The 18735-nt window shown below is 65.4% G+C and carries 20 protein-coding genes; 6 read left to right on the top strand and 14 right to left on the bottom strand.

From position 1 onward, the window contains the following. Nucleotides 1-8 precede the first annotated feature (8 nt). The gene (gene argA, locus AC07NT_RS06155) at nucleotides 9-1355 is read left to right on the top strand and encodes an amino-acid N-acetyltransferase (protein WP_498597323.1); all 1347 of its coding nucleotides are present in this window, start codon (nucleotides 9-11) and stop codon (nucleotides 1353-1355) included. 10 nt (nucleotides 1356-1365) lie between these two features. Here argA and AC07NT_RS06150 read toward each other — a convergent pair whose 3' ends face one another. The 12 genes from AC07NT_RS06150 to AC07NT_RS06095 form a co-directional block, all read right to left on the bottom strand. Continuing rightward, nucleotides 1366-1857, bottom strand: coding sequence for a GNAT family N-acetyltransferase (locus AC07NT_RS06150; RefSeq protein WP_498597324.1), 492 nt, complete (start codon nucleotides 1855-1857; stop codon nucleotides 1366-1368). Between the two features lie 12 nt (nucleotides 1858-1869). Continuing rightward, nucleotides 1870-2823, bottom strand: coding sequence for a dihydrodipicolinate synthase family protein (locus AC07NT_RS06145; protein ID WP_498597325.1), 954 nt, complete (start codon nucleotides 2821-2823; stop codon nucleotides 1870-1872). An 82-nt stretch (nucleotides 2824-2905) separates the two neighbouring features. Further along, the gene (locus AC07NT_RS06140) at nucleotides 2906-4447 is read right to left on the bottom strand and encodes a methyl-accepting chemotaxis protein (RefSeq protein WP_498597326.1); all 1542 of its coding nucleotides are present in this window, start codon (nucleotides 4445-4447) and stop codon (nucleotides 2906-2908) included. A gap of 130 nt (nucleotides 4448-4577) precedes the next feature. Further along, nucleotides 4578-5087, bottom strand: coding sequence for a disulfide bond formation protein B (locus AC07NT_RS06135; RefSeq protein WP_498598494.1), 510 nt, complete (start codon nucleotides 5085-5087; stop codon nucleotides 4578-4580). Then, on the bottom strand, nucleotides 5080-6192 hold the full coding sequence (locus tag AC07NT_RS06130) for a sulfate/molybdate ABC transporter ATP-binding protein (RefSeq protein WP_498597327.1): 1113 nt from the start codon (nucleotides 6190-6192) through the stop codon (nucleotides 5080-5082). The genes AC07NT_RS06135 and AC07NT_RS06130 overlap by 8 nt, the downstream gene beginning before the upstream one ends. Nucleotides 6193-6201: 9 nt before the next feature. Further along, nucleotides 6202-7110, bottom strand: a complete 909-nt coding sequence (cysW, locus tag AC07NT_RS06125) for a sulfate ABC transporter permease subunit CysW (RefSeq protein WP_498597328.1) — start codon at nucleotides 7108-7110, stop codon at nucleotides 6202-6204. Beyond that, on the bottom strand, nucleotides 7107-7988 hold the full coding sequence (gene cysT / locus AC07NT_RS06120; protein WP_498597329.1) for a sulfate ABC transporter permease subunit CysT: 882 nt from the start codon (nucleotides 7986-7988) through the stop codon (nucleotides 7107-7109). The genes cysW and cysT overlap by 4 nt, the downstream gene beginning before the upstream one ends. A 94-nt stretch (nucleotides 7989-8082) precedes the next feature. Further along, nucleotides 8083-9090, bottom strand: coding sequence for a sulfate ABC transporter substrate-binding protein (locus AC07NT_RS06115; RefSeq protein WP_498597330.1), 1008 nt, complete (start codon nucleotides 9088-9090; stop codon nucleotides 8083-8085). Nucleotides 9091-9213: 123 nt separating this feature from the next. After that, the gene (locus tag AC07NT_RS06110; protein WP_498597331.1) at nucleotides 9214-9813 is read right to left on the bottom strand and encodes an RBBP9/YdeN family alpha/beta hydrolase; all 600 of its coding nucleotides are present in this window, start codon (nucleotides 9811-9813) and stop codon (nucleotides 9214-9216) included. Nucleotides 9814-9840: 27 nt separating this feature from the next. Next, complete coding sequence (locus AC07NT_RS06105) at nucleotides 9841-10482, bottom strand: peroxiredoxin (RefSeq protein ID WP_498597332.1); 642 nt, start codon at nucleotides 10480-10482, stop codon at nucleotides 9841-9843. A gap of 98 nt (nucleotides 10483-10580) precedes the next feature. Further along, nucleotides 10581-10928, bottom strand: a complete 348-nt coding sequence (locus AC07NT_RS06100; protein ID WP_498597333.1) for a thioredoxin family protein — start codon at nucleotides 10926-10928, stop codon at nucleotides 10581-10583. A gap of 11 nt (nucleotides 10929-10939) precedes the next feature. Beyond that, a complete protein-coding gene (locus AC07NT_RS06095; protein ID WP_498597334.1) occupies nucleotides 10940-11920 on the bottom strand; it encodes a LysR family transcriptional regulator in 981 nt (326 codons plus the stop codon). Nucleotides 11921-12058: 138 nt separating this feature from the next. Between AC07NT_RS06095 and AC07NT_RS06090 the strand changes: the two genes are divergently transcribed. Then, nucleotides 12059-12703: an FMN-dependent NADH-azoreductase gene (locus AC07NT_RS06090; RefSeq protein WP_498597335.1), complete on the top strand. Its 645-nt coding sequence runs from the start codon at nucleotides 12059-12061 to the stop codon at nucleotides 12701-12703. Nucleotides 12704-12804: 101 nt separating this feature from the next. Here the strand turns inward: AC07NT_RS06090 and AC07NT_RS06085 are convergent, their stop codons facing one another. Together AC07NT_RS06085 and AC07NT_RS06080 are read right to left on the bottom strand one after the other, a co-directional pair. Beyond that, a complete protein-coding gene (locus AC07NT_RS06085) occupies nucleotides 12805-13602 on the bottom strand; it encodes an N-acyl homoserine lactonase family protein (protein WP_498597336.1) in 798 nt (265 codons plus the stop codon). Nucleotides 13603-13757: 155 nt separating this feature from the next. Then, entirely contained in the window at nucleotides 13758-14771 is a 1014-nt protein-coding gene (locus tag AC07NT_RS06080) for a sulfate ABC transporter substrate-binding protein (protein WP_498597337.1), read from the bottom strand. Between the two features lie 128 nt (nucleotides 14772-14899). On the opposite strand from AC07NT_RS06080, the gene AC07NT_RS06075 reads away from it, so the two are divergent. The 4 genes from AC07NT_RS06075 (at nucleotide 14900) to AC07NT_RS06060 (ending at nucleotide 18721) form a co-directional block, all read left to right on the top strand. Further along, nucleotides 14900-15172: an oxidative damage protection protein gene (locus tag AC07NT_RS06075; protein WP_498597338.1), complete on the top strand. Its 273-nt coding sequence runs from the start codon at nucleotides 14900-14902 to the stop codon at nucleotides 15170-15172. Between the two features lie 40 nt (nucleotides 15173-15212). Further along, complete coding sequence (gene mnmC1, locus AC07NT_RS06070) at nucleotides 15213-16910, top strand: FAD-dependent 5-carboxymethylaminomethyl-2-thiouridine(34) oxidoreductase MnmC1 (protein ID WP_498597339.1); 1698 nt, start codon at nucleotides 15213-15215, stop codon at nucleotides 16908-16910. A gap of 21 nt (nucleotides 16911-16931) precedes the next feature. Continuing rightward, nucleotides 16932-17909 (top strand): nucleoside hydrolase, encoded by a 978-nt coding sequence (locus AC07NT_RS06065; RefSeq protein WP_498597340.1) that lies wholly within the window; start codon nucleotides 16932-16934, stop codon nucleotides 17907-17909. Nucleotides 17910-18013: 104 nt separating this feature from the next. Then, nucleotides 18014-18721, top strand: a complete 708-nt coding sequence (locus AC07NT_RS06060) for a DUF4412 domain-containing protein (RefSeq protein ID WP_498597341.1) — start codon at nucleotides 18014-18016, stop codon at nucleotides 18719-18721. The last annotated feature ends 14 nt before the right edge of the window (nucleotides 18722-18735 follow it).

Raw genomic sequence — 18735 nt, 5'->3', positions numbered from 1 at the left:
CGCCCAGCATGTCCGCCGTCTTCAACTTCACCTTTGTCCCCTGGTTCCGTTCGGTGGCGCCCTACATCCACATGCACCGCGGCAAGACCTTTGTCGTGGGCATCGCGGGTGAGGCCATTGCCGCCGGCAAGCTGCAGCACCTGGCGCAGGACCTGGCGCTGATCCAGAGCATGGGCGTGCGTATCGTGCTGGTGCACGGTTTCCGCCCGCAGGTGAACGAGCAGCTCAAGGCCAAGGGCCATGCGGCCAAATATTCCCACGGCATGCGCATCACCGACGAGGTAGCGCTGGACTGCGCGCAGGAGGCTGCGGGCCAGCTGCGCTACGAGATCGAGGCGGCCTTCAGCCAGGGCTTGCCCAACACACCCATGGCCGGCGCCACGGTGCGCGTGCTCTCGGGCAACTTCATCACGGCGCGCCCGGTGGGCATCGTCGACGGGGTGGACTTCCAGCATTCGGGCCTGGTGCGCAAGGTGGACGTGGCCGGCATCAACCGCACGCTGGACATGGGCGCCATGGTGCTGCTCTCGCCCTTCGGTTTCTCGCCCACGGGCGAGGCCTTCAACCTGACCATGGAAGAGGTGGCCACCTCGGTGGCCATGGCCCTGCATGCCGACAAGCTGATCTTCGTGAGCGAGGTGCCGGGCATCCGCATCCACGCCACCGAACCCGAGAGCGAAGACAACCCCATCGACACCGAGCTGCCGCTGGCCGCTGCCGAGCTGCTGCTCGCCCAGCTGCCCAACCCGGCGCAGCCCACCGACACGGCTTTCTACCTGCAGCACTGCGTGAAGGCCTGCAAGGGCGGCGTGGAGCGCAGCCACATCATCCCCTTCGCGGTGGACGGCGCGCTGCTGCTGGAGGTCTATGTGCACGACGGCATCGGCACCATGGTGGTGGACGAGAAGCTGGAAGAGCTGCGCGAAGCCACCGCCGACGACGTGGGCGGCATCCTGCAGCTGATCGAACCCTTCGAGAAGGACGGCACCCTGGTCAAGCGGGACCGCACCGAGATCGAGCGCGACATCGGCAACTACACCATCGTCGAGCACGACGGCGTGATCTTCGCCTGCGCGGCGCTTTATCCCTACCCCGAGGCCAAGACCGCGGAGATGGCCGCACTGACGGTCTCGCCCGAATCCCAGGGCCAGGGCGATGGCGAGAAGGTCCTGAAGCGCATCGAGCAGCGCGCCAAGTCCATGGGCCTGGACAGCATCTTCGTGCTGACCACACGCACCATGCACTGGTTCATCAAGCGCGGTTTCCAGAACGTGGACCCGGACTGGCTGCCTGAAGCGCGCAAGCGCAAGTACAACTGGGACCGCAAGTCCCAGGTGCTGGTCAAGAAACTCTGAGCCTGAAGGTTCAGGGCAGCAGGCGCTCGAAGCGCTGCTCCATCACTTCGCTGCCCCATTGCTTCCCTGGCTGCTCGTGCACCAGGCGGAAGCCATGTTTCTCGTAGAGATGGCGCGCGGCCTGCAGGCCGGCGAAAGTCCAGAGACTGGTCTTGGGGTAACGGCGTTCATCACAAAATGCCAGCGCGCTGGCCAGCAGGCGGGAGCCTATGCCTGTACCGCGCAACTGGTCCGAGGTGATGAACCAGCGCAGGTGCGCCCCTTCGTTCTGTCCATGCAGGCCGTCGATGGCAATGGCGCCTTCGATCTGGCCATCTGCCAGCGCCAGCCACAGGCCGTCTCGCGTTTCCTCATAGCGCTCGCAGAAGGCCGCCAGTTCGCGTGCAACCCGGCTTTCGAAATACACGCCGAAACCGGACTGCAGGGCGTAGTAGTCCGCATGCAGTTCGGTGATGCGGCCTATGCAGCCCGGCAGATAACCCTGGTGGATGGTGATGTCCAAGGGACGCTCCTCTCAACCCAGTTCGGCCAGGCGCTTGTCCTGCCGCGCAGTCAGGCGGGCGATGTCGGCGATGTCCTGCGCCGACAGCTTCGGCCCCGGCTTGCGCACCGCTTCGCTGCGGATGACGCCGCGCTTCATCAGGATGTGCTTGCGCACGGCCAGACCTATATTGGCCTGCTGCTCGTAACGCGCCAGCGGCAGGTAGGCGTCGAACAGGTCGTGGGCGCGCTCCAGCTGGCCGGCCGCGTGCGCCGCGCACACACCGACCATCATCTCGGGGTAGGCAAAACCGGTCATGGCGCCATCGGCGCCGCGTGTGAGTTCCTCGGGCAGGAACAGGCCGCCGCCATTGCCCGTGAGGACGGAAACACGGCGCAGTTCGCCCTTGTCGCTGGCCGCACGTATGGCCGAGAGCTTGGCCAAGCCCGGGCAGTCTTCGTGCTTGAGCATCACACAGGTGGGCGAGTTCTTGAGGATCTTGAGGATGACGCCGGTGGACATCTGCACGCCCGTGGCCACCGGGTGGTCCTGCAGCACCCAGGGCACGTCGGGACCCAGGGTCTCGTTGACCATGTCGAAATAGGCCGTGATCTGGTCGTCCGTGCGCACGGTGGACGGCGGCGCCACCATGACACCGGCGGCGCCCAGCGCCATCACGCTCTGCGTGAGCTCCTTCATGGGAGCGAAACCCGGCGCCGAGGCGCCCACCACCACGGGCACGCGCCCGGCCACGCGGTCCAGTACCTGCTTGACGTAGGTACGCGACTCTTCCATGGTGAGCTTGGGCGCCTCGCCCATGATGCCCAGCACGGTCAGGCCGGTCACGCCTTTTTCGAGGCAGAAGTCCACCATGCGGTCGGTGCTGGCCAGATCCAGCGCGCCGCTGTCGGTGAACGGGGTCACGGTGATCAGGTAGACGCCCCGGGCGCCGGTGTCGAGTTTGTTTCCCACGTTGGACTCTTTCATTCAAGCTGCCCTGAAAGCATACAGGCTGGAGACGTGAAAACGGCACCCGCAGGTGCCGTCACGGAGAAAGGGAGGGTTCCGTTCAGGCCAGTTTGAACACCGCCACGGTCTGCACCAGCTCGTTGGCCTGTCCCTTGAGGCTGCCGGCCGCGGCCGCCATCTCTTCGACCAGGGCTGCATTCTGCTGCGTGGCCTGGTCCATGCTGGTCACGGCCTCACCAATCTGCGCCACACCCTGGCTCTGCTCGGTGCTGGCCGCGCTGATCTCGCCCATGATGTCGGTCACCCGACGGATGCTGGCCACCACCTCGTTCATGGTGTTGCCGGCCTGGTCCACCAGGGCCGTGCCCTGCCCGACCCGCTCCACGCTGTCGGTGATCAAAGCCTTGATTTCCTTGGCGGCCTCGGCGCTGCGGCCTGCGAGTGAACGCACTTCGGAAGCCACCACGGCAAAACCCCGGCCCTGTTCACCCGCGCGGGCGGCTTCGACCGCCGCGTTCAAGGCCAGGATGTTGGTCTGGAAGGCGATGCCGTCGATCACGCTGATGATGTCGGCGATCTTCTTGGAGCTGTCGTTGATGCCTTTCATGGTGTCCACCACCTGGGCCACGACTTCGCCGCCCTGCACCGCCACGGTGGATGCACTCTGCGCGAGCTGGTTGGCTTGACGCGCGTTGTCGGCGTTCTGCTTGACAGTAGAGGAAAGCTCCTCCATGGAGGCGGCGGTTTCTTCGAGTGCGCTGGCCTGGCTTTCGGTTCGCGCGCTGAGGTCCTGGTTGCCCTGGGCGATCTCGGCGCTGGCCGTGGAGACGGATTCCGAGCCCGAGCGCACGCGGCTCACGATCTGGGCCAGGTTCTGCTGCATGGTGCCCAGGGCCTGAAGCAGCTGGGCGACTTCGTCGCGCCCGGTGGACTGGATGGTCTGGGCCAGGTCACCGTCGGAAATATGCCGTGCGCTGTCCACGGCGGCTTCGATGGGTTTCACGATGGAACGCGCCAGCAGATAGGCCAGCATGGCGCTGAGGAGCAGCGCCAGCACACCGCCAGTGATCAACAGCTGACGCCCCGTGGCGGCGCTCTGCTCGGCGGCCGCCAGGGTGGCATCGAAGATGGCCTGTTGCCGTTTTTCGAGCTGCATGATGGAGTCGATATAGGCTTCGGAGAGCGGACGCAGGTCTTTTTCCAGCGCGGCCTGCACGTCTTCGCCGGCTGCCTTGCGCTTGAGGATGGCCGCGCGCGGCGTGCGGTAGGCTTCACGCGCCGCGTCGATCTTGACGATCAGCGCCTTGCCCTCTTCGGACTGCACCAGCTCGATGATGCGCTTGCGCGCGGCCAGTGTGGTTTCCGAGGTCTTGTCCATCTCGGCCTGCCACATGGGCATGCGGCTGTTGTCCGTGTCCAGCATGGCTGCCTTGGTGCGGACCCAGTTCAGGTCGATGGTCTGGCGCCATTGGACGGCCATCTTGAGTTTCTCGCTGTCCACCGTGCCGAGAGCCCGGGTGGTGGCGGCGAGTTCCTGCAGGCGCCAGTAACCCAGGCCTACGCAGAGGATCAGGATCAGCAGGATGGCGCCGAAGGCGAGGCCCAGGCGGGTGGCGATTTTCAGGTCACGTATGGCTTGCATGGCTGCTTTCTCTTCTGTGGGCGACCGCATCAGCCCGGGGCTGAAACCCGGGTTCATAGGTAGGCATCGGCTCAGAATAGCAGCTTCCCCCACATCCCGCAGGGGAAAAAGCAGGGAATGCGCCCGCTTTTTACCGGCGCTGTGTCGTGCGCCCCAGGGTCAGCCAGAAGCCGAGCAGCGCAAAAGCCACGAACCAGAGGAAGGACCAGTTGGCAATGGAGCCGCCCAGAAAGGTCCAGTCGATGGCCGTGCAGTCACCCGAACCCTTGAAGATCATGGGGATGGCGCGCTGCAGGGGGAAGTTTTCGATCATGCCGTAGAAGTCGCGCCCACAGGTGGCGATCTCGGGGGGGTACCACTGCAGCCAGCTCTGGCGTGCCGCCACGAAGGCCCCGAAGCCTGCCAGCAGCAAGAGCAGGCCACCCAGCCAGCGATGGCTGCGCGGACCCGACAGAGCCGCGCCGACAGCGGCCACCACGGCAATCAGCACCATGGTGTAGCGCTGCACGATGCACATGGGACACGGTTCAAGGCCCACCACGTGTTGCAGGTACAGGCCGAAGCCCAGCAGGGACAGGCACGCCAGGCAGATCAGCGCATGGACGCGACGCGGCCCCAGGTGGGTGATGAATTCAGACAGCTTGGACAAGATCAGGACTTTCTTCCACAAAGACGCGGGCCTTGCGTGGTGTCAGCACCAGCAGTTCGCCCTCCGTCAAACCGAGTTCGCGGTATTGTGACGCAGGAAGCTGCGCCTCGATCACCGCGTTGTCTCCGGATTGAGTCGAGTCTTCGGGAATAAGTTCCAGCCGCGCAGTCGGGCCGACCACAATGGCCCGGCTCAGGCGCGCCGCGATGCCCGTGGCGCCGGGCGCATAACGCTGCACCTCGAAGTCGTGCGGGCGCACATAGGCATAGGCCTTGGCATCCGCCGTGCCCTGATGTTCGGGCGTGTCCAGGCGCAGGCCCTGCTGGCCCGTGCCGATCACCACCTCGCCCTGCTCCACGCGGCCGTGGAAAAGGTTCACGTCACCCAGGAAACCGTAGACGAAGGGGCTGGCCGGCTGGTCCCAGACCTGTTGTGGCGTACCGATCTGCTCGATATGGCCCTGGTTCATGAGCACCACGCGGTCGGCCACCTCCAGCGCCTCTTCCTGGTCATGGGTCACGAAGATGCTGGTGACGTGCAGCTCGTCATGCAGGCGGCGCAGCCAGCGGCGTAGTTCCTTGCGCACCTTGGCGTCCAGCGCACCGAAGGGCTCGTCCAGCAGTAGCACCTTGGGCTCCACCGCCAGGGCGCGGGCCAGGGCGATGCGCTGGCGCTGCCCGCCCGAGAGCTGCGAGGGGTAACGGTCGGCCAGCCAGTCCAGCTGCACGAGCTTGAGCAGTTCCAGCACCTTGGCCTTGATCTGGGCTTCGCTGGGGCGCTCGGCCCGCGGTTTCATGCGCAGGCCGAAAGCCACGTTGTCGAACACGGTCATGTGGCGGAACAGCGCGTAGTGCTGAAACACGAAACCCACATTGCGTTCGCGCACGTGCACCTCGGTCGTGTCCTCGCCACTGAACAGGATGGCGCCCTGGTCCGGTGTTTCCAGACCGGCGATGATGCGCAGCAGCGTGGTCTTGCCGCAGCCCGAGGGGCCGAGCAGGGCCACCAGCTCACCGGACTGGATGTCAAGGTTGACGTTGCGCAGGGCGTGGAAGTCGCCGAACTGCTTGCTGATGTTGCGGATTTCGATGCTCATATTCTGCTTTCAGGGCACTGCAATGGCGGGGGTCAGAGGGGTCGGGCGCTCGGGTGGCAGATCGGCGGCCGCCTTGAGCTCGCGCTCGTGGCGCCATTCGACGACGGACTTGATGACCAGGGTCACCAGCGCCAGCAGGGCCAGCAGCGAGGCCACGGCAAAGGCGGCGACGGACTGGTACTCGTTGTAGAGCACCTCCACGTGCAGCGGCATGGTGTTGGTCTGGCCGCGGATATGGCCCGAAACCACGGACACCGCGCCGAACTCGCCCATGGCGCGCGCGTTGCAAAGAATGACGCCGTAGATCAGGCCCCACTTGATGTTGGGCAGGGTCACGTACCAGAAGGTCTGCCAGCCGGTCGCACCCAGCACGATGGCGGCCTGCTCTTCTTCGTTGCCCTGGGCCTGCATCAACGGGATCAGCTCACGCGCGATGAAGGGGAAAGTCACAAAAACGGTGGCCAGCACGATGCCGGGCACGGCGAAGATGATCTTGATGTCGTGCGCCTGCAACCAGGGGCCGATCCAGCCCTGGGCGCCGAAGACCAGCACGTAGATCAGGCCGGACACCACGGGCGAGACGGAAAACGGCAGGTCCACCAGCGTGGTCAGGAAAGCCTTGCCACGGAACTCGTACTTGGCGATGGCCCAGGCCGCAGCCACGCCGAAGACCAGGTTCAGCGGCACGGCAATGGCCGCGGTGATCAGCGTGAGGCGGATGGCGGCCCATGCGTCGGGCTCCTTGAGCGCTTCCCAGTAGGCATCCCAGCCCTTGCGCAGGGCCTCGGTGAAAACCGCCGCCAGCGGCAGTACCAGGAAGAGGAACATGAAACCCAGCGCGATGGCGATGAGTGTGTAGCGCACCCAGGCCGGCTCGGTGGTGCCGGCGCGGGCCGTGCGTTTGACAGTGTTGCTCATACGGGCGCTCCCGAGCGCTTGCGTTGCCAGGACTGCAGACCGTTGATGAGCAGTAGCAGGACGAAGGAGATGACCAGCATGACCAGGGCCACGGCGGTGGCACCGGCGTAGTCGTACTGCTCCAGCTTGCCGATGATGATGAGCGGCGTGATCTCGGAGACCATGGGCATGTTGCCCGCGATGAAGATGACCGAGCCATACTCACCCACGGCACGCGCGAAGGCCATGGCAAAACCGGTCAGTAGCGCGGGGGCGATGGAGGGGAAGATCACGTAACGGAAGGTCTGCCAGCGCGTGGCGCCCAGGCTGGTGGCGGCCTCTTCGAGTTCTTTCTCCACGTCTTCGAGCACCGGCTGCACCGTGCGCACCACGAAGGGCAGCCCGATGAAGATCAGCGCGACCACCACACCGGCCGGCTTGAAGGCCAGCTGGATGCCGTAGGGCTCCAGCAGCTGGCCGACCCAGCCATTGCCTGCGAGCAGCGCCGTGAGTGCGATGCCGGCCACGGCCGTGGGCAGCGCAAAAGGCAGGTCCACGAGCGCGTCGACGATCTTCTTGCCGGGAAATCTGTAGCGCACCAGCACCCAGGCCACCAGCAGGCCGAAGACGACGTTGACCAGGGCCGCGATCAACGAGGCGCCGAAGGTCAGCCGGTAGGAGGCCAGCACACGGGGTGAGGTCACGGCCACCCAGAACTGCTCCCAGCTCAGCGTGAAGGTCTTGAAGACCAGGGCCGAGAGCGGGACCAGCACGATCAGGCTCAGGTAGAAAACGGTGTAGCCCAGCGTGAGGTTGAAACCGGGCAGCACGCGCCGCGGGGCCCGCTTCTGGGGCGCTGCGGCCGCCGGCAGCGGCAACGAGGAAATGGCAGTACTCATGGTTTCTTTTCGTGAGCCACCGCGGAACCGGCTTGGCCGGGCCGCTGGTGGCGCCCCCTTGAGGGGGAAAGGCCGAAGGCGTTTCGGGGGTGGGTCACTTCACCGTGTAGAGCTGATCGAACTTGCCGCCGTCGTTGAAGTGCACCTTCTGCGCTTCACCCAGCGAGCCGAAATAGTCAGCCACGGTGAAGAACTTGATCGGCTTGAACGAGCTGGCGTACTTCTTGAGCACCGCGTCGTTGCGGGGGCGGATGTTGTGCTTGGCCGCGATTTCCTGCCCTTCGGGGCTGTAGAGGAAGTCGAGGTAGGCCTTGGCCTGAGCGGCCGTACCCTTCTTGGCTACGGTGCGCTCGACGATGGCCACCGGGTTCTCAGCCACGATGGAGGCGCTGGGATGCACCGCATCCACCTTGCCAGCGCCAAACTCGTTGTCCACCGACACGACTTCCGATTCGAAAGTGATCAGCACATCGCCGATATTGCGTTGCAGGAAGACCGCCGTGGCATCACGCCCGCCGCGCGCCAGCACCGGCACGTTCTTGTAGAGCTTGCCCACGAACTCGGCGGCCTGTTCGTCGCTGCCGCCCTTGCTGCGCACATAGCCCCAGGCGGCCAGGTAGGCCATGCGGCCATTGCCGCCGGTCTTGGGGTTGACCACCACGACCTGTACGCCAGGCTTGATGAGGTCGTCCCAGTCCTTGATGGCCTTGGGGTTGCCGTTGCGCACCAGGAAGAGCATGGTGGACGTGGTGGGCGAAGCGCCGTAGGGGAAGCGCTTGGCCCAGTCGGCCGCGACCACACCCTTGTCGGCCAGAAACTGCACATCGGTCGTGGTATTGAAGGTCACCACGTCAGCCTCCAGCCCGTCGGCGACGGCACGCGCCTGCGCGCTGGAGCCGGCGTGCGACTGATCCACCTTGATGTCCTTGCCGGTGGACTTCTTGTAGCTGGCGGCGAATGCGACATTGATGTCCTTGTAGAACTCACGGGCCACGTCATACGAGACATTGAGCAGGGTGGTCTGGGCGCTGGCCAGGGTGCTGGTGCTCAGCATCAGGGCGGCCAGGGTCAGGGTGGCGTAGTGCTTGATCTTCATGGTCATTTCGTTCAGAAAAAAAGCTTTGATATGTATAGAAAGTATTGTGGAGACGCGCGCTTCAAACTCAAACGACAGTTTTGTAGTTAATTCATAACCACCGGTTTGAAAGAAGGCCGCAAACCTGGTTCAGGCCGTCGGGACGGGCTGCGCTTGCGGCGCACTGCGGGCAGTGACACCTGCCCTGGGCAGCAAGCCACCCTCGCCCGCCAGGGACTGCAACAGGGCCACGCCCAGCGGCCATTCGCCGTGCCCCGAATCCACGTTGATGTGACCGGCGTCGGGCACGCGCACGAACTCGCTGCCCCAGTTGCGCGCATAGGCGCCGGCCAAGCGAATGGGACAGAAGGGGTCGTTGCTGCTGGCCACCAGGATGCTGCGGTAGGGCAGCTTGCGGCTGGGCACGGGCGCGAAGTCAGACAGGATGGAACGACGCTCGGGGTCGGCTGGGGCCACCAGGAGCGCGCCCGCGATGCGCGCCTCGGCCTCGGGTGGCAGGTGCGTGATGGCGATGCTGCCCAGGCTGTGGGCCGCAACGACCACCGGCCCGGGCTGTTCCAGGATGGTGCGGCCGATGGACGCGACCCAGGCCGCGCGCGCCGGTGTCAGCCAGTTGTCCTGCTGCACGCGCACCGTGTGCGCATAACGTTCGGCCCACAGCGTCTGCCAGTGGCCGGGACCGGAATCACGCCAGCCCGGCACGATGAGGATGCGCAGCTCATTGGACATCGCGGTTCTCCCTCAGCTTACTCGCGCTTATTTGTTGGGCTGCGGCGTGAGGCGCAGGTAGGGACGCACGGCACGAAAGCCCTTGGGGAAACGCTGGGCGATCTCGGCCGGGTCCTGTAGGCTGGGGACGATGACCACGTCGTCGCCGTCCTTCCAATTGGCGGGGGTGGCAACCTTGTGGCTGTCGGTGAGCTGCAGCGAGTCGATCACGCGCAGGATCTCGTCGAAGTTGCGCCCTGTGCTGGCCGGGTAGGTGAAGGTGGTGCGGATCACCTTCTTCGGGTCGATGATGAAGACGCTGCGCACGGTTGCCGTGGCCGAGGCGTTGGGGTGGATCATGTCGTAGAGCGTGGCCACCTTCTTGTCCGCGTCGGCCAGGATGGGGAAATTCACGGTGGTGTTCTGCGTCTCGTTGATGTCCAGCACCCACTTGCCGTGCGAATCGAGCGGATCGACGCTGACGGCGATGGGCTTGACACCGCGCTTGGCGAATTCGCCCGACAGGGCCGCGGTCTTGCCGAGTTCGGTGGTGCACACCGGCGTGAAGTCGGCCGGGTGGGAGAACAGCACCACCCAGGACGAGCCCGCCCACTCGTGGAAGCGGATGGGGCCGGCGGTGGAATCCTGGGTGAAATCGGGGGCGGTGTCGCCCAGTCGCAGTGTGCTCATGAAAACCTCCTGTCAATGAATGAATTCATTGTCTGGGCGGGTCTTCAAAACTCAAACGAATATATGGCAGTTAGCTAATGGCGGAAAAGATATAAAGATCAAGCCAGATGATGACGGACCCGGATCGCCAGCGCTCGCACAGACGGGTCGGCCTGCACCGGCAAGCGCCCATCAAGCGCGCTTTGCATCAGCTGGGCCAGCACCGCGGGCTGGGGCGTGAGCGGCCCCAGAAAAAGTGCCTGGTCGCCGCGCAGGATCAGCAAGGTGGGGAAGTTCTCGACTTCGATCTCGCCCAATACGTCGCTCTGGTCCTCGATGTCGATCCAGGCCAGGGCTGCCGCATCGGCAAAACGCTCCCGCATGGCGTCGAACACCGGCCTGTAGTCGCGGCAGTTGCCGCACCACTGGGCGCAGAGGCAGACCACGTCCAGCTGCGGAACGGTCAAGGAGCCCGCCGTCATGCGTCCAGGGGCTGAGCGACCGGCTTGCGGCCGCGGCGAGTCTTTTCCTCGGTGCATGCATCGTGCACCACCTCCTCGCCCTTGAGGTGCTCACCGAGAAAGTCGAGGAAGCGTCGCACGGCCGGCACCAGGCCTCGGCGCGAAGGAAACACTGCATGCACAACGCCTGCGGGCGGCGCCCAGTCGGGCAACAGGGCCACCAGACGGCCCTCGCGCAGCTCGTCACGGCACATGTAGTCGGGCAACACACACAGGCCCATGCCCATGAGCACCGCGTATTTGAGGGTCAGCAGGTCATCGGCCACATAACGCGGCCGGTGCACGTACATGAATTCGGCACCGTCGGGCCCCAACAGACGCCAGCTCGTGCGGCCGTCACTGACCGACATGGCCACCGAGTCCAGGCGGGCCAGGTCTTCGGGTGTGCGCGGCGCCGGCTGGCGCGCCAGCAGCTCGGGGCTGGCCACAAGAAGGGTGCGTGTCTGCCCGAGCTGCTTGATCACCAGGCTGCCGCTGGCCTCCAGCGTGGGGCGCACGCGCAGGGCCACGTCCACCCCCTCCTCGACCAGGTCGATCACGCGGTTGGTCACCAGCATCTCCACGCGCACCTCGGGAAACTCGCGCATGAACAGCGGCACCAGCACGGCCACGCTGCTCTGCGCCAGCGTCACCGGGCAGCTCACGCGGATGGTGCCGCGCGGCTCGGTCTGGACCTGGGCCGCCACCTGGGCTGCGGCCTGGGCCGCCTCACGCATGGCCAGGCAGTGCCGCAGATACTGCTCACCCACCTCGGTCAGGGCCAGCTTGCGCGTCGTGCGCTGCAGCAGGCGCACGCCCAGTTGCTCTTCTAGCTCGGCCACGCGGCGTGACAGGCGGGACTTGGGAATGTCCAGTGCCCGGCCAGCCGCCGCAAAGCCACCCCGCTCCACCACCTCGGTGAAGTAGAGCATGTCGTTCAGATCGGTTTTCAGATCCATGGAGGCCATTGGATACCTCTTATTGTCCTAAATTTAGGACAATCTATCGCAATTTGGCTGACTTATCAAACATTCGATCAAAACCCACAATTCTTCCAACGCCACACATCAACCCCGGCGTCCAGAAAGGTTCTGATCATGAAACTGCTGCACATCGACTCCAGCGTCCTGGGCGCGAATTCCGTCTCGCGCGCCCTCACTGCCCGCACCGTTGCCGAATGGCAAGCCACCCACCCCGGCACCACCGTCGACTACCTCGACCTGGCCGTGGACGCCCCCAGCCACTTCTCGGCCGACGCCATGGGCTCGCGCGGCCCGCAAGAAAACGCCACCGAGGCACAACGCCGCGAAAACGCCGTCTCTGAAAAGCTGGTGAGCCAGTTCCTGGCCGCCGACGTCATCGTCGTGGGCGCCCCGCTCTACAACTTCAGCATCCCGAGCCAGCTCAAGGCCTGGGTTGACCGCGTGGCCCAGCCGGGCCGCACCTTCAAGTACACCGAGAAGGGCCCGCAAGGCCTGGCCGGCGGCAAGACGGTGATCGTGGCCTCCACGCGCGGCGGCATCTACTCCACGAGCGACGCCGGCCGCGCCCTGGAACACCAGGAAAGTTATCTGCAGACCGTGTTCGGCTTCTTCGGTATCACCGACGTGCGCTTCGTGCGCGCCGAAGGCGTGTCCATGGGTGACGCCCCCAAGGCCCAGGCCCTGGCTGCCGCCGAGCGCGACATCAAGGTGCACACCGGCACCGCGGCCAACCAGCCGCAAGTGAAGGCCGCTGCCTGAGCCTCGTGCCTCCCGCAAAAAAGCCCGCTGACGCGGGCTTTTTTATTGGGGCGCACCGCCGCAAGGCCCTCGCTGCGGCTGTTCTCGTCGCCACCGCAGGTTTACTTGGCGGCGCCCGGGAAAGCCGGGAGCTTGGCGATGTCGCGCGGATCGTGCTGGATGATGACCGTCGCTTTGATGTTCTTCTCGATCTGCTTCATGCGCTGGATCGAGGCGACGGTCTGGGCGCGGTCGTAGTTGAAGCCCGGCACGCCTTCGTGCTGGTAGTTCTCGTGAAAGTGCACGGCATCACCGCTCAGGAGCACGGGACCCATCTCCTTGAGGCGGACCAGCAGCATGCTGTGCCCTGGCGTGTGGCCAGGGGCGCGCAGCACCATGACGGTACCGTCCCCGAACACGTCCTTGTCGGCACTCAGGGCCTCGACCTTGCGCTTCTCGGCGATCCACTCGGCGAAGCCCTTGACGTTCGCACCGCCCATGGGGGGATTGGCGTTGATGCCGTCCCAGTCGCCTTTGCCGATCAGCAGGGTCGCATTCCTGAGCACCCCCACCTGGCCGGTGTGGTCGGCATGGAAATGGCTGATGCCGACGTACTTCACGTCATCGGGATTGACGTTGATCTGCTTGAGCAGGTCGGCCAGCGGCTTGTTGGTCGCATTGGGGACGGAACCTGGCAGATACCCTGTATCCCAGACCATGAGGTCCGAGCCGTGTCGGATGACATAACAGCTGAAGGTGAAGGGTTTCGTCGTCTCGTTGTAGGCAAAGGCATCACTGAAACGCCGTGGGTCGTTGGTCCCGCTTCCGCAATCAAGCCGTGTCAGCGTGACCTCCTGGGCCGTCGCCGAAAGAGAAAGCAGCGCGCCCATGCCGAGCGCCAACCAGTAGCTTGTCTTCATCTTGTCTCCTTGTAAGCATCCGGCTCGTGGTGGCCGAATCCGGCGAACTGTAGCGGGCCAGGTCCACCCTGTCCAGGAAAGGGTTGGACAAGGTGGAAGCCCAGCCGTACCAACGTCGCTCCTCCCTGTTGCTTGTCGCCTGAAAGCAGCCAGATTTACTTCTTGCTATAGATCTGGTCGAAGGAGCCACTGTCAGCAAAGTGCTCCTTGTCAGCCTTGGTCCAGCCGCCGAAAGCCTGGTCGATGGTGAAGAGCTTGAGCTTGGGGAACTGGTCCGCGTACTTGGCCTGGGCCTTGGCCGAGATCGCCGGGCGGTAGAAGTTCTTGCCGATGATGTCCTGAGCTTCCTCGGTGTAGAGGAACTGCAGATAGGCTTCGGCCAGCTTGCGCGTGCCCTTGCGGTCGGCGTTCTTGTCCACCACGGTCACCGGCGGCTCGGCCAGGATGCTCAGAGACGGCGCCACCACGTCGAACTTGGTGCCGAATTCTTTCTCCAGCAGATAGGCCTCGTTCTCCCAGGCGATCAGCACGTCACCCTGGGCGCGTTGGGCAAAGGTGATGGTGGAGCCGCGCGCGCCGGTGTCCAGCACGGGAACGTTGCCGTAGAGCTTGGCGACAAAGTCCTTGGCCTTGGCGTCGTTGCCGAACTTGCGCTTGGCGAATTCCCAGGCCGCCAGGTAGTTCCAGCGGGCGCCGCCCGAGGTCTTGGGGTTGGGTGTGATGACCTTGATGTCGGGACGGATCAGGTCGTCCCAGTCCTTGATGCCCTTGGGGTTGCCCTGGCGCACCACCAGCACGATGGTCGAGGTGTAAGGCGCAGAGTTGTGCGGCAGGCGCTTTTGCCAGTCGGCCGGGATCCAGCCGCCGTTCTTGTTCAGCGCGTCGATGTCACCGGCCAGGGCCAGCGTCACCACGTCGGCGTCCAGGCCGTCGATCACGGAACGGGCCTGCTTGCCCGAGCCGCCATGCGACTGCTTGATGGTCACGTCCTGCCCGGTCTTGGCCTTCCACTGAGAGGCAAAAGCCTTGTTGATGTCCACATACAGCTCGCGCGTCGGGTCGTAGGACACGTTGAGCAGGGTGGCGGCCGGCTGGGCCCAGGCGCCCAGGGCCGCCCCTGCCAGGGTGAGGGCCAGGGAAAGCTTGATAAAGTCGCGGCGTTGCGTCATGTTTCTTCCTTTTCGTAAACAAATCGGGTTGCGATGAAATGGATTCTGGAGAGACATGCTCAAAACTGGAACCAATAAGATTTCAGTTGCTTATTACTTAAACATCCGAACACTGAAAGAAGCTGCATATGGCACGCATGGTCAACTGCATCAAGCTCGGCAAGGAAGCCGAGGGCCTAGACTTCCCGCCCTACCCGGGCGAGCTGGGCAAACGTCTCTGGGAAAACGTCAGCAAGGAAGCCTGGGCCGCTTGGCTCAAGCACCAGACCATGCTGGTCAACGAGAACCGCCTGAACCTGGCCGATGCCCGCGCCCGCCAGTACCTCGCCCGCCAGATGGAGAACCATTTCTTCGGCGACGGCGCCGACCAGGCCCAGGGTTACGTCCCGCCCAGCGCCTGAGCCTCCTGCGCGCTTCCCCGTGAACGTCGCGGCGCACTCTTTGCTGCCGCCATCCGCGGCCGGTCTGCCGGCCTGGCGCGTGCTCGACACGCGCTTCGAGCCCGCACGCCTGTTTGCACTGTGGCAGCTCTGGCGTGGCGAAACGCAAGCCCCCCACGTGCTGCACCTCGTGGCGTTCACGGCCACAGCGCCTGCTGTCCAGGCTCTGCGCGCAGCTGCCACGCACGCACAAACGACGCTGGTCGATGAACTGACCGCGCAATGGAGCGGCCTGCTGCCTGGCCAACACCGCCTGTCCCTCGCAGCGGGCCGGCTGCAGCTGACACTCTGCATCGGTGAACTGCAGACGCTGTTGCGCGAGCAGCAGTTCGAGGCCGACGCCGTGCTCCTAGACAGTGCACAAGCCTGGGACCGCTGGAACCTCAAGGCCCTGGCACGCTGTTGCCGGCGCGGCACGCAGTTGGCCTTCGATGCGCTAACGCCGGACCTCCACAAACTGCTGCCCGAAAGCGGCTTCGTGCTGGAGTCCGGTCACGCGCGTTACGACCCACCCTGGGAACTCAAGACCAGCCGCGAAACCCTGCGCACCGAGGCAGCCACACCCGGCGGCAGTTGCGTCGTGATCGGCGCCGGCCTGGCCGGTGCCAGCGTGGCGGCGGCCCTGGCTCGGCGCGGCTGGTGGGTCCAGGTGCTGGACGCCGCACCAGAACCCGCCGCTGGCGCCTCGGGCCTGCCGGCTGGCCTGCTGGTGCCTCATGTCTCCGTGGACGACAGCCCCCGTTCGCGTCTCACACGTGCCGGCCTGCGCCTCATGCGCACCGAAGCGCAGCGCCTGCTGCAAGCCGGACAGGACTGGGACGCCAGCGGCGTGCTTGAGCAGCGCATGGACGGCAACCTTGGCCTGCCAGCCGTCTGGCCTGCGGAGGGTCAGCAGATCACGCGCCTGGCCCCCCCAGGGACCGAACTCTGGCGCGCCGGCACGGCAGCCGTGCCCTCGCTATGGCATGGGCAAGCAGCCTGGATCAAGCCCGCGCGCCTGGTACAGGCCTGGCTGAAGCACAGCGGCGTGAGCTTCCGGGGCAACACCAGGGTCGAGCGGCTGCAGCGCGCGGGCAGCGTATGGCAACTGCTGGACCGCGAAGGCCGGCTCCTCGCCAGCGCCAGCCACCTGGTACTGGCCAATGCAGCCGATGCGCAGCGCCTGCTGACCCCGCTGGGCCTGGACGCCACATTGCCGGCCCTGCAGGAAATGCGCGGCGTGATGAGCAGCGGCCTGCGCCAGCCAGGTGATGAAGCCGCCTTGCCGCCTTTCCCCGTCAACGGCCTGGGCAGCCTGATCCCGGCCGTGCCCACCGAAGAGGGCCTGGCCTGGTACGCGGGTGCCACCTATGAAGACGCCACACAGCCCCCCGCAACGGCCAGCGAACATCACCGCACCAATCTCGACAAGCTGCGCACCCTGCTGCCCGCCGCGGCCCAGGCTCTGGCGCCCTCCTTCGCGCCGGATACCGCGCGCGGCTGGGGCGGCACCCGCTGCGTCAGTGCCGACCGCCTGCCCCTGGTGGGCCCGCTCGAAGAGGGCCTTCAGCCCACGCTGTGGATCAGCGCCGCCATGGGCTCACGCGGCCTGAGCTTCGCCATGCTCTGCGCCGAACTGCTGGCCGCCCGCCTGGGCGCCGAGCCCTGGCCCGTGGAGGCTAGCCTGGCGCGGGCGCTGCATGCGCGACGCGTCAGCTGAACTTTGGCCGAGAATCCTGCCATGGCCAGCAAACTCATCCTGGACTGTGACCCCGGCACCGACGATGCACTGGCGCTGTACTTCGCGCTCGCGCATCCCGATCTCGAACTGCTGGCCGTCACCACCACCTTCGGGCACCTCACCGTGGCCCAGGCCACACGCAATGCATTGCTGCTCTGCAGCCTGGCCGGGCGCGCGGATCTGCCGGTCTGCAGTGGCGTGGCCACGCCCACACGCAAGGCGACCTGGTGGCACGACGCCGAGGCTTTTGGTACCGACGGCCTGGGTGACCTGCCGCTGCGCCCACCCGAAGTCCACGGCCCCGACGAACGTTCGGCCGCGCGCTGCATCGTGGAACTGGCCCAGGCCCACCCGGGTCAGCTGAGCCTGGTCTGCGCCGGCCCGCTGGGCAATCTGGCCCAAGCCCTGCGCCTGGAGCCGCACCTGCCCGAACTGCTGGCCCAGGTCGTGGTGACCGGTGGCAGCATTGCCGCGCCCGGTGATGTGTCGCCCGTGGCCGAAGCCAACTTCTGGTGCGACCCGCACGCTGCCGACCTGGCGCTGACATCCGGTTTCAAGCTGACGATGCTGGGCCTGGACGTAAGCCAGGCCGCGCCCCTGCCCTTGGCGCTGATCGAAAAAATCGCTACCCAGCGGCCGCACCCCGCCACCGCAGCCCTGCTGCATGCGATCCGTCAGCATGCGGGCTACCGGGCCCGGCGGGAGCCCGGAACACCGCCGGCCTGCCCTGCCCCTGGCTTGCTGGGCCTGGCCTGGCTGTTGCAACCCGGGCTGTTCAAGACCGAGGCCGGTCGCGTGCGCGTGGTGCCGGATGGCCTGGCTGAGGGCCAGAGCATCATGGACCGGCGCGAAATGCTGGCCTACCCGCAAGCGGGCTGGGAAGTGGACCTTCCGCGTATCCAGGTCGGCCTGCAGGCCGATGCCGCGGCCTGCCTGTCGCTGTTTGAAGGCACGCTCGGGGGCAACTGGCTGGCCTAAGCGCGGTAGACACCGCACAGCGGCGCCTGTATGCTGCTTTGCAGCCCTCGAGGCCGAGCTTGGGGCTGGACGATCCAAGACAACAACTGATTCAGGAGGACCCCATGAACCTTCCCGGAAAATTTCTGTTGACGGCGACACTTATGCTGGCCGCAGCGGCCCAGGCCGCCGGCCCCTCCCAGCCCAAGGTGGAATATTCCGCCGACACCACGCTGGAAACCGCCGAGACCCAGATGAAAGGCCGCATCAACTACACCCCGACGCGGGAGCGCAGGGAGATGGTGGCCGGCAGCGGCGGCGAACGCATGATCATGATCATGCGGCCCGACAAAAAAGTGGCCTGGACGCTGATGCCGGCGGACAAGATGTACATGGAGATGAGCCTGGCCGAGGCCAACGCCCAATCCAAGGACGACATCTCCAAGTACCAGATTGAGCAAACCGTGGTCGGCCCGGAAGTGGTCAATGGCGTAAACACCACCAAAAGCAAGATCATCATGACCGGCCCCAAGGGCGACAAGATGGGCGGCTTCATGTGGATGAGCCCGGACAACATCATGGTCAAGATGGATGCGATTGCCATCGACAAGAATCAGAAAATGCGCTTCAAGACCGAGCTGACCGGTCTCAAGGTCGGCAAGCAGGACCCCAGCCTGTTCGAGGTGCCGGCGGGTTACGACAAGGTGAGCATGCCCAGCCTCGGCGCCATGATGGGCGGCGGCGACAAAGCGCAAGGTGGCAAGCAGAACGCCGGCGAGGCCCAGGAAAAGAAGGGCATGGGGCTGATGGACGCCTTGAAGCTGCTGAAATAAGCCGGGAGTGATGC

This window comes from Hylemonella sp. GW821-FHT10B10, from assembly GCF_059415585.1.
Note: the sequence above shows the minus strand (reverse complement) of the source record. Positions and strands in the feature narration are given on the sequence as shown.

Bases quoted from the DNA above. Each gene is read 5' to 3' on its own strand.
- AC07NT_RS06090 (WP_498597335.1), top strand. From the start codon at position 12,059: ATGAAACTGCTGCACATCGACTCCAGCGTCCTGGGCGCGAATTCCGTC.
- AC07NT_RS06080 (WP_498597337.1), bottom strand. From the start codon at position 14,771: ATGACGCAACGCCGCGACTTTATCAAGCTTTCCCTGGCCCTCACCCTG.
- AC07NT_RS06105 (WP_498597332.1), bottom strand. From the start codon at position 10,482: ATGAGCACACTGCGACTGGGCGACACCGCCCCCGATTTCACCCAGGAT.
- AC07NT_RS06145 (WP_498597325.1), bottom strand. From the start codon at position 2,823: ATGAAAGAGTCCAACGTGGGAAACAAACTCGACACCGGCGCCCGGGGC.
- AC07NT_RS06140 (WP_498597326.1), bottom strand. From the start codon at position 4,447: ATGCAAGCCATACGTGACCTGAAAATCGCCACCCGCCTGGGCCTCGCC.
- AC07NT_RS06095 (WP_498597334.1), bottom strand. From the start codon at position 11,920: ATGGATCTGAAAACCGATCTGAACGACATGCTCTACTTCACCGAGGTG.
- AC07NT_RS06060 (WP_498597341.1), top strand. From the start codon at position 18,014: ATGAACCTTCCCGGAAAATTTCTGTTGACGGCGACACTTATGCTGGCC.
- AC07NT_RS06065 (WP_498597340.1), top strand. From the start codon at position 16,932: ATGGCCAGCAAACTCATCCTGGACTGTGACCCCGGCACCGACGATGCA.
- cysW (WP_498597328.1), bottom strand. From the start codon at position 7,110: ATGAGCAACACTGTCAAACGCACGGCCCGCGCCGGCACCACCGAGCCG.
- AC07NT_RS06075 (WP_498597338.1), top strand. From the start codon at position 14,900: ATGGCACGCATGGTCAACTGCATCAAGCTCGGCAAGGAAGCCGAGGGC.
- AC07NT_RS06130 (WP_498597327.1), bottom strand. From the start codon at position 6,192: ATGAGCATCGAAATCCGCAACATCAGCAAGCAGTTCGGCGACTTCCAC.
- AC07NT_RS06085 (WP_498597336.1), bottom strand. From the start codon at position 13,602: ATGAAGACAAGCTACTGGTTGGCGCTCGGCATGGGCGCGCTGCTTTCT.
- AC07NT_RS06110 (WP_498597331.1), bottom strand. From the start codon at position 9,813: ATGTCCAATGAGCTGCGCATCCTCATCGTGCCGGGCTGGCGTGATTCC.
- cysT (WP_498597329.1), bottom strand. From the start codon at position 7,988: ATGAGTACTGCCATTTCCTCGTTGCCGCTGCCGGCGGCCGCAGCGCCC.
- AC07NT_RS06115 (WP_498597330.1), bottom strand. From the start codon at position 9,090: ATGACCATGAAGATCAAGCACTACGCCACCCTGACCCTGGCCGCCCTG.
- argA (WP_498597323.1), top strand. From the start codon at position 9: ATGTCCGCCGTCTTCAACTTCACCTTTGTCCCCTGGTTCCGTTCGGTG.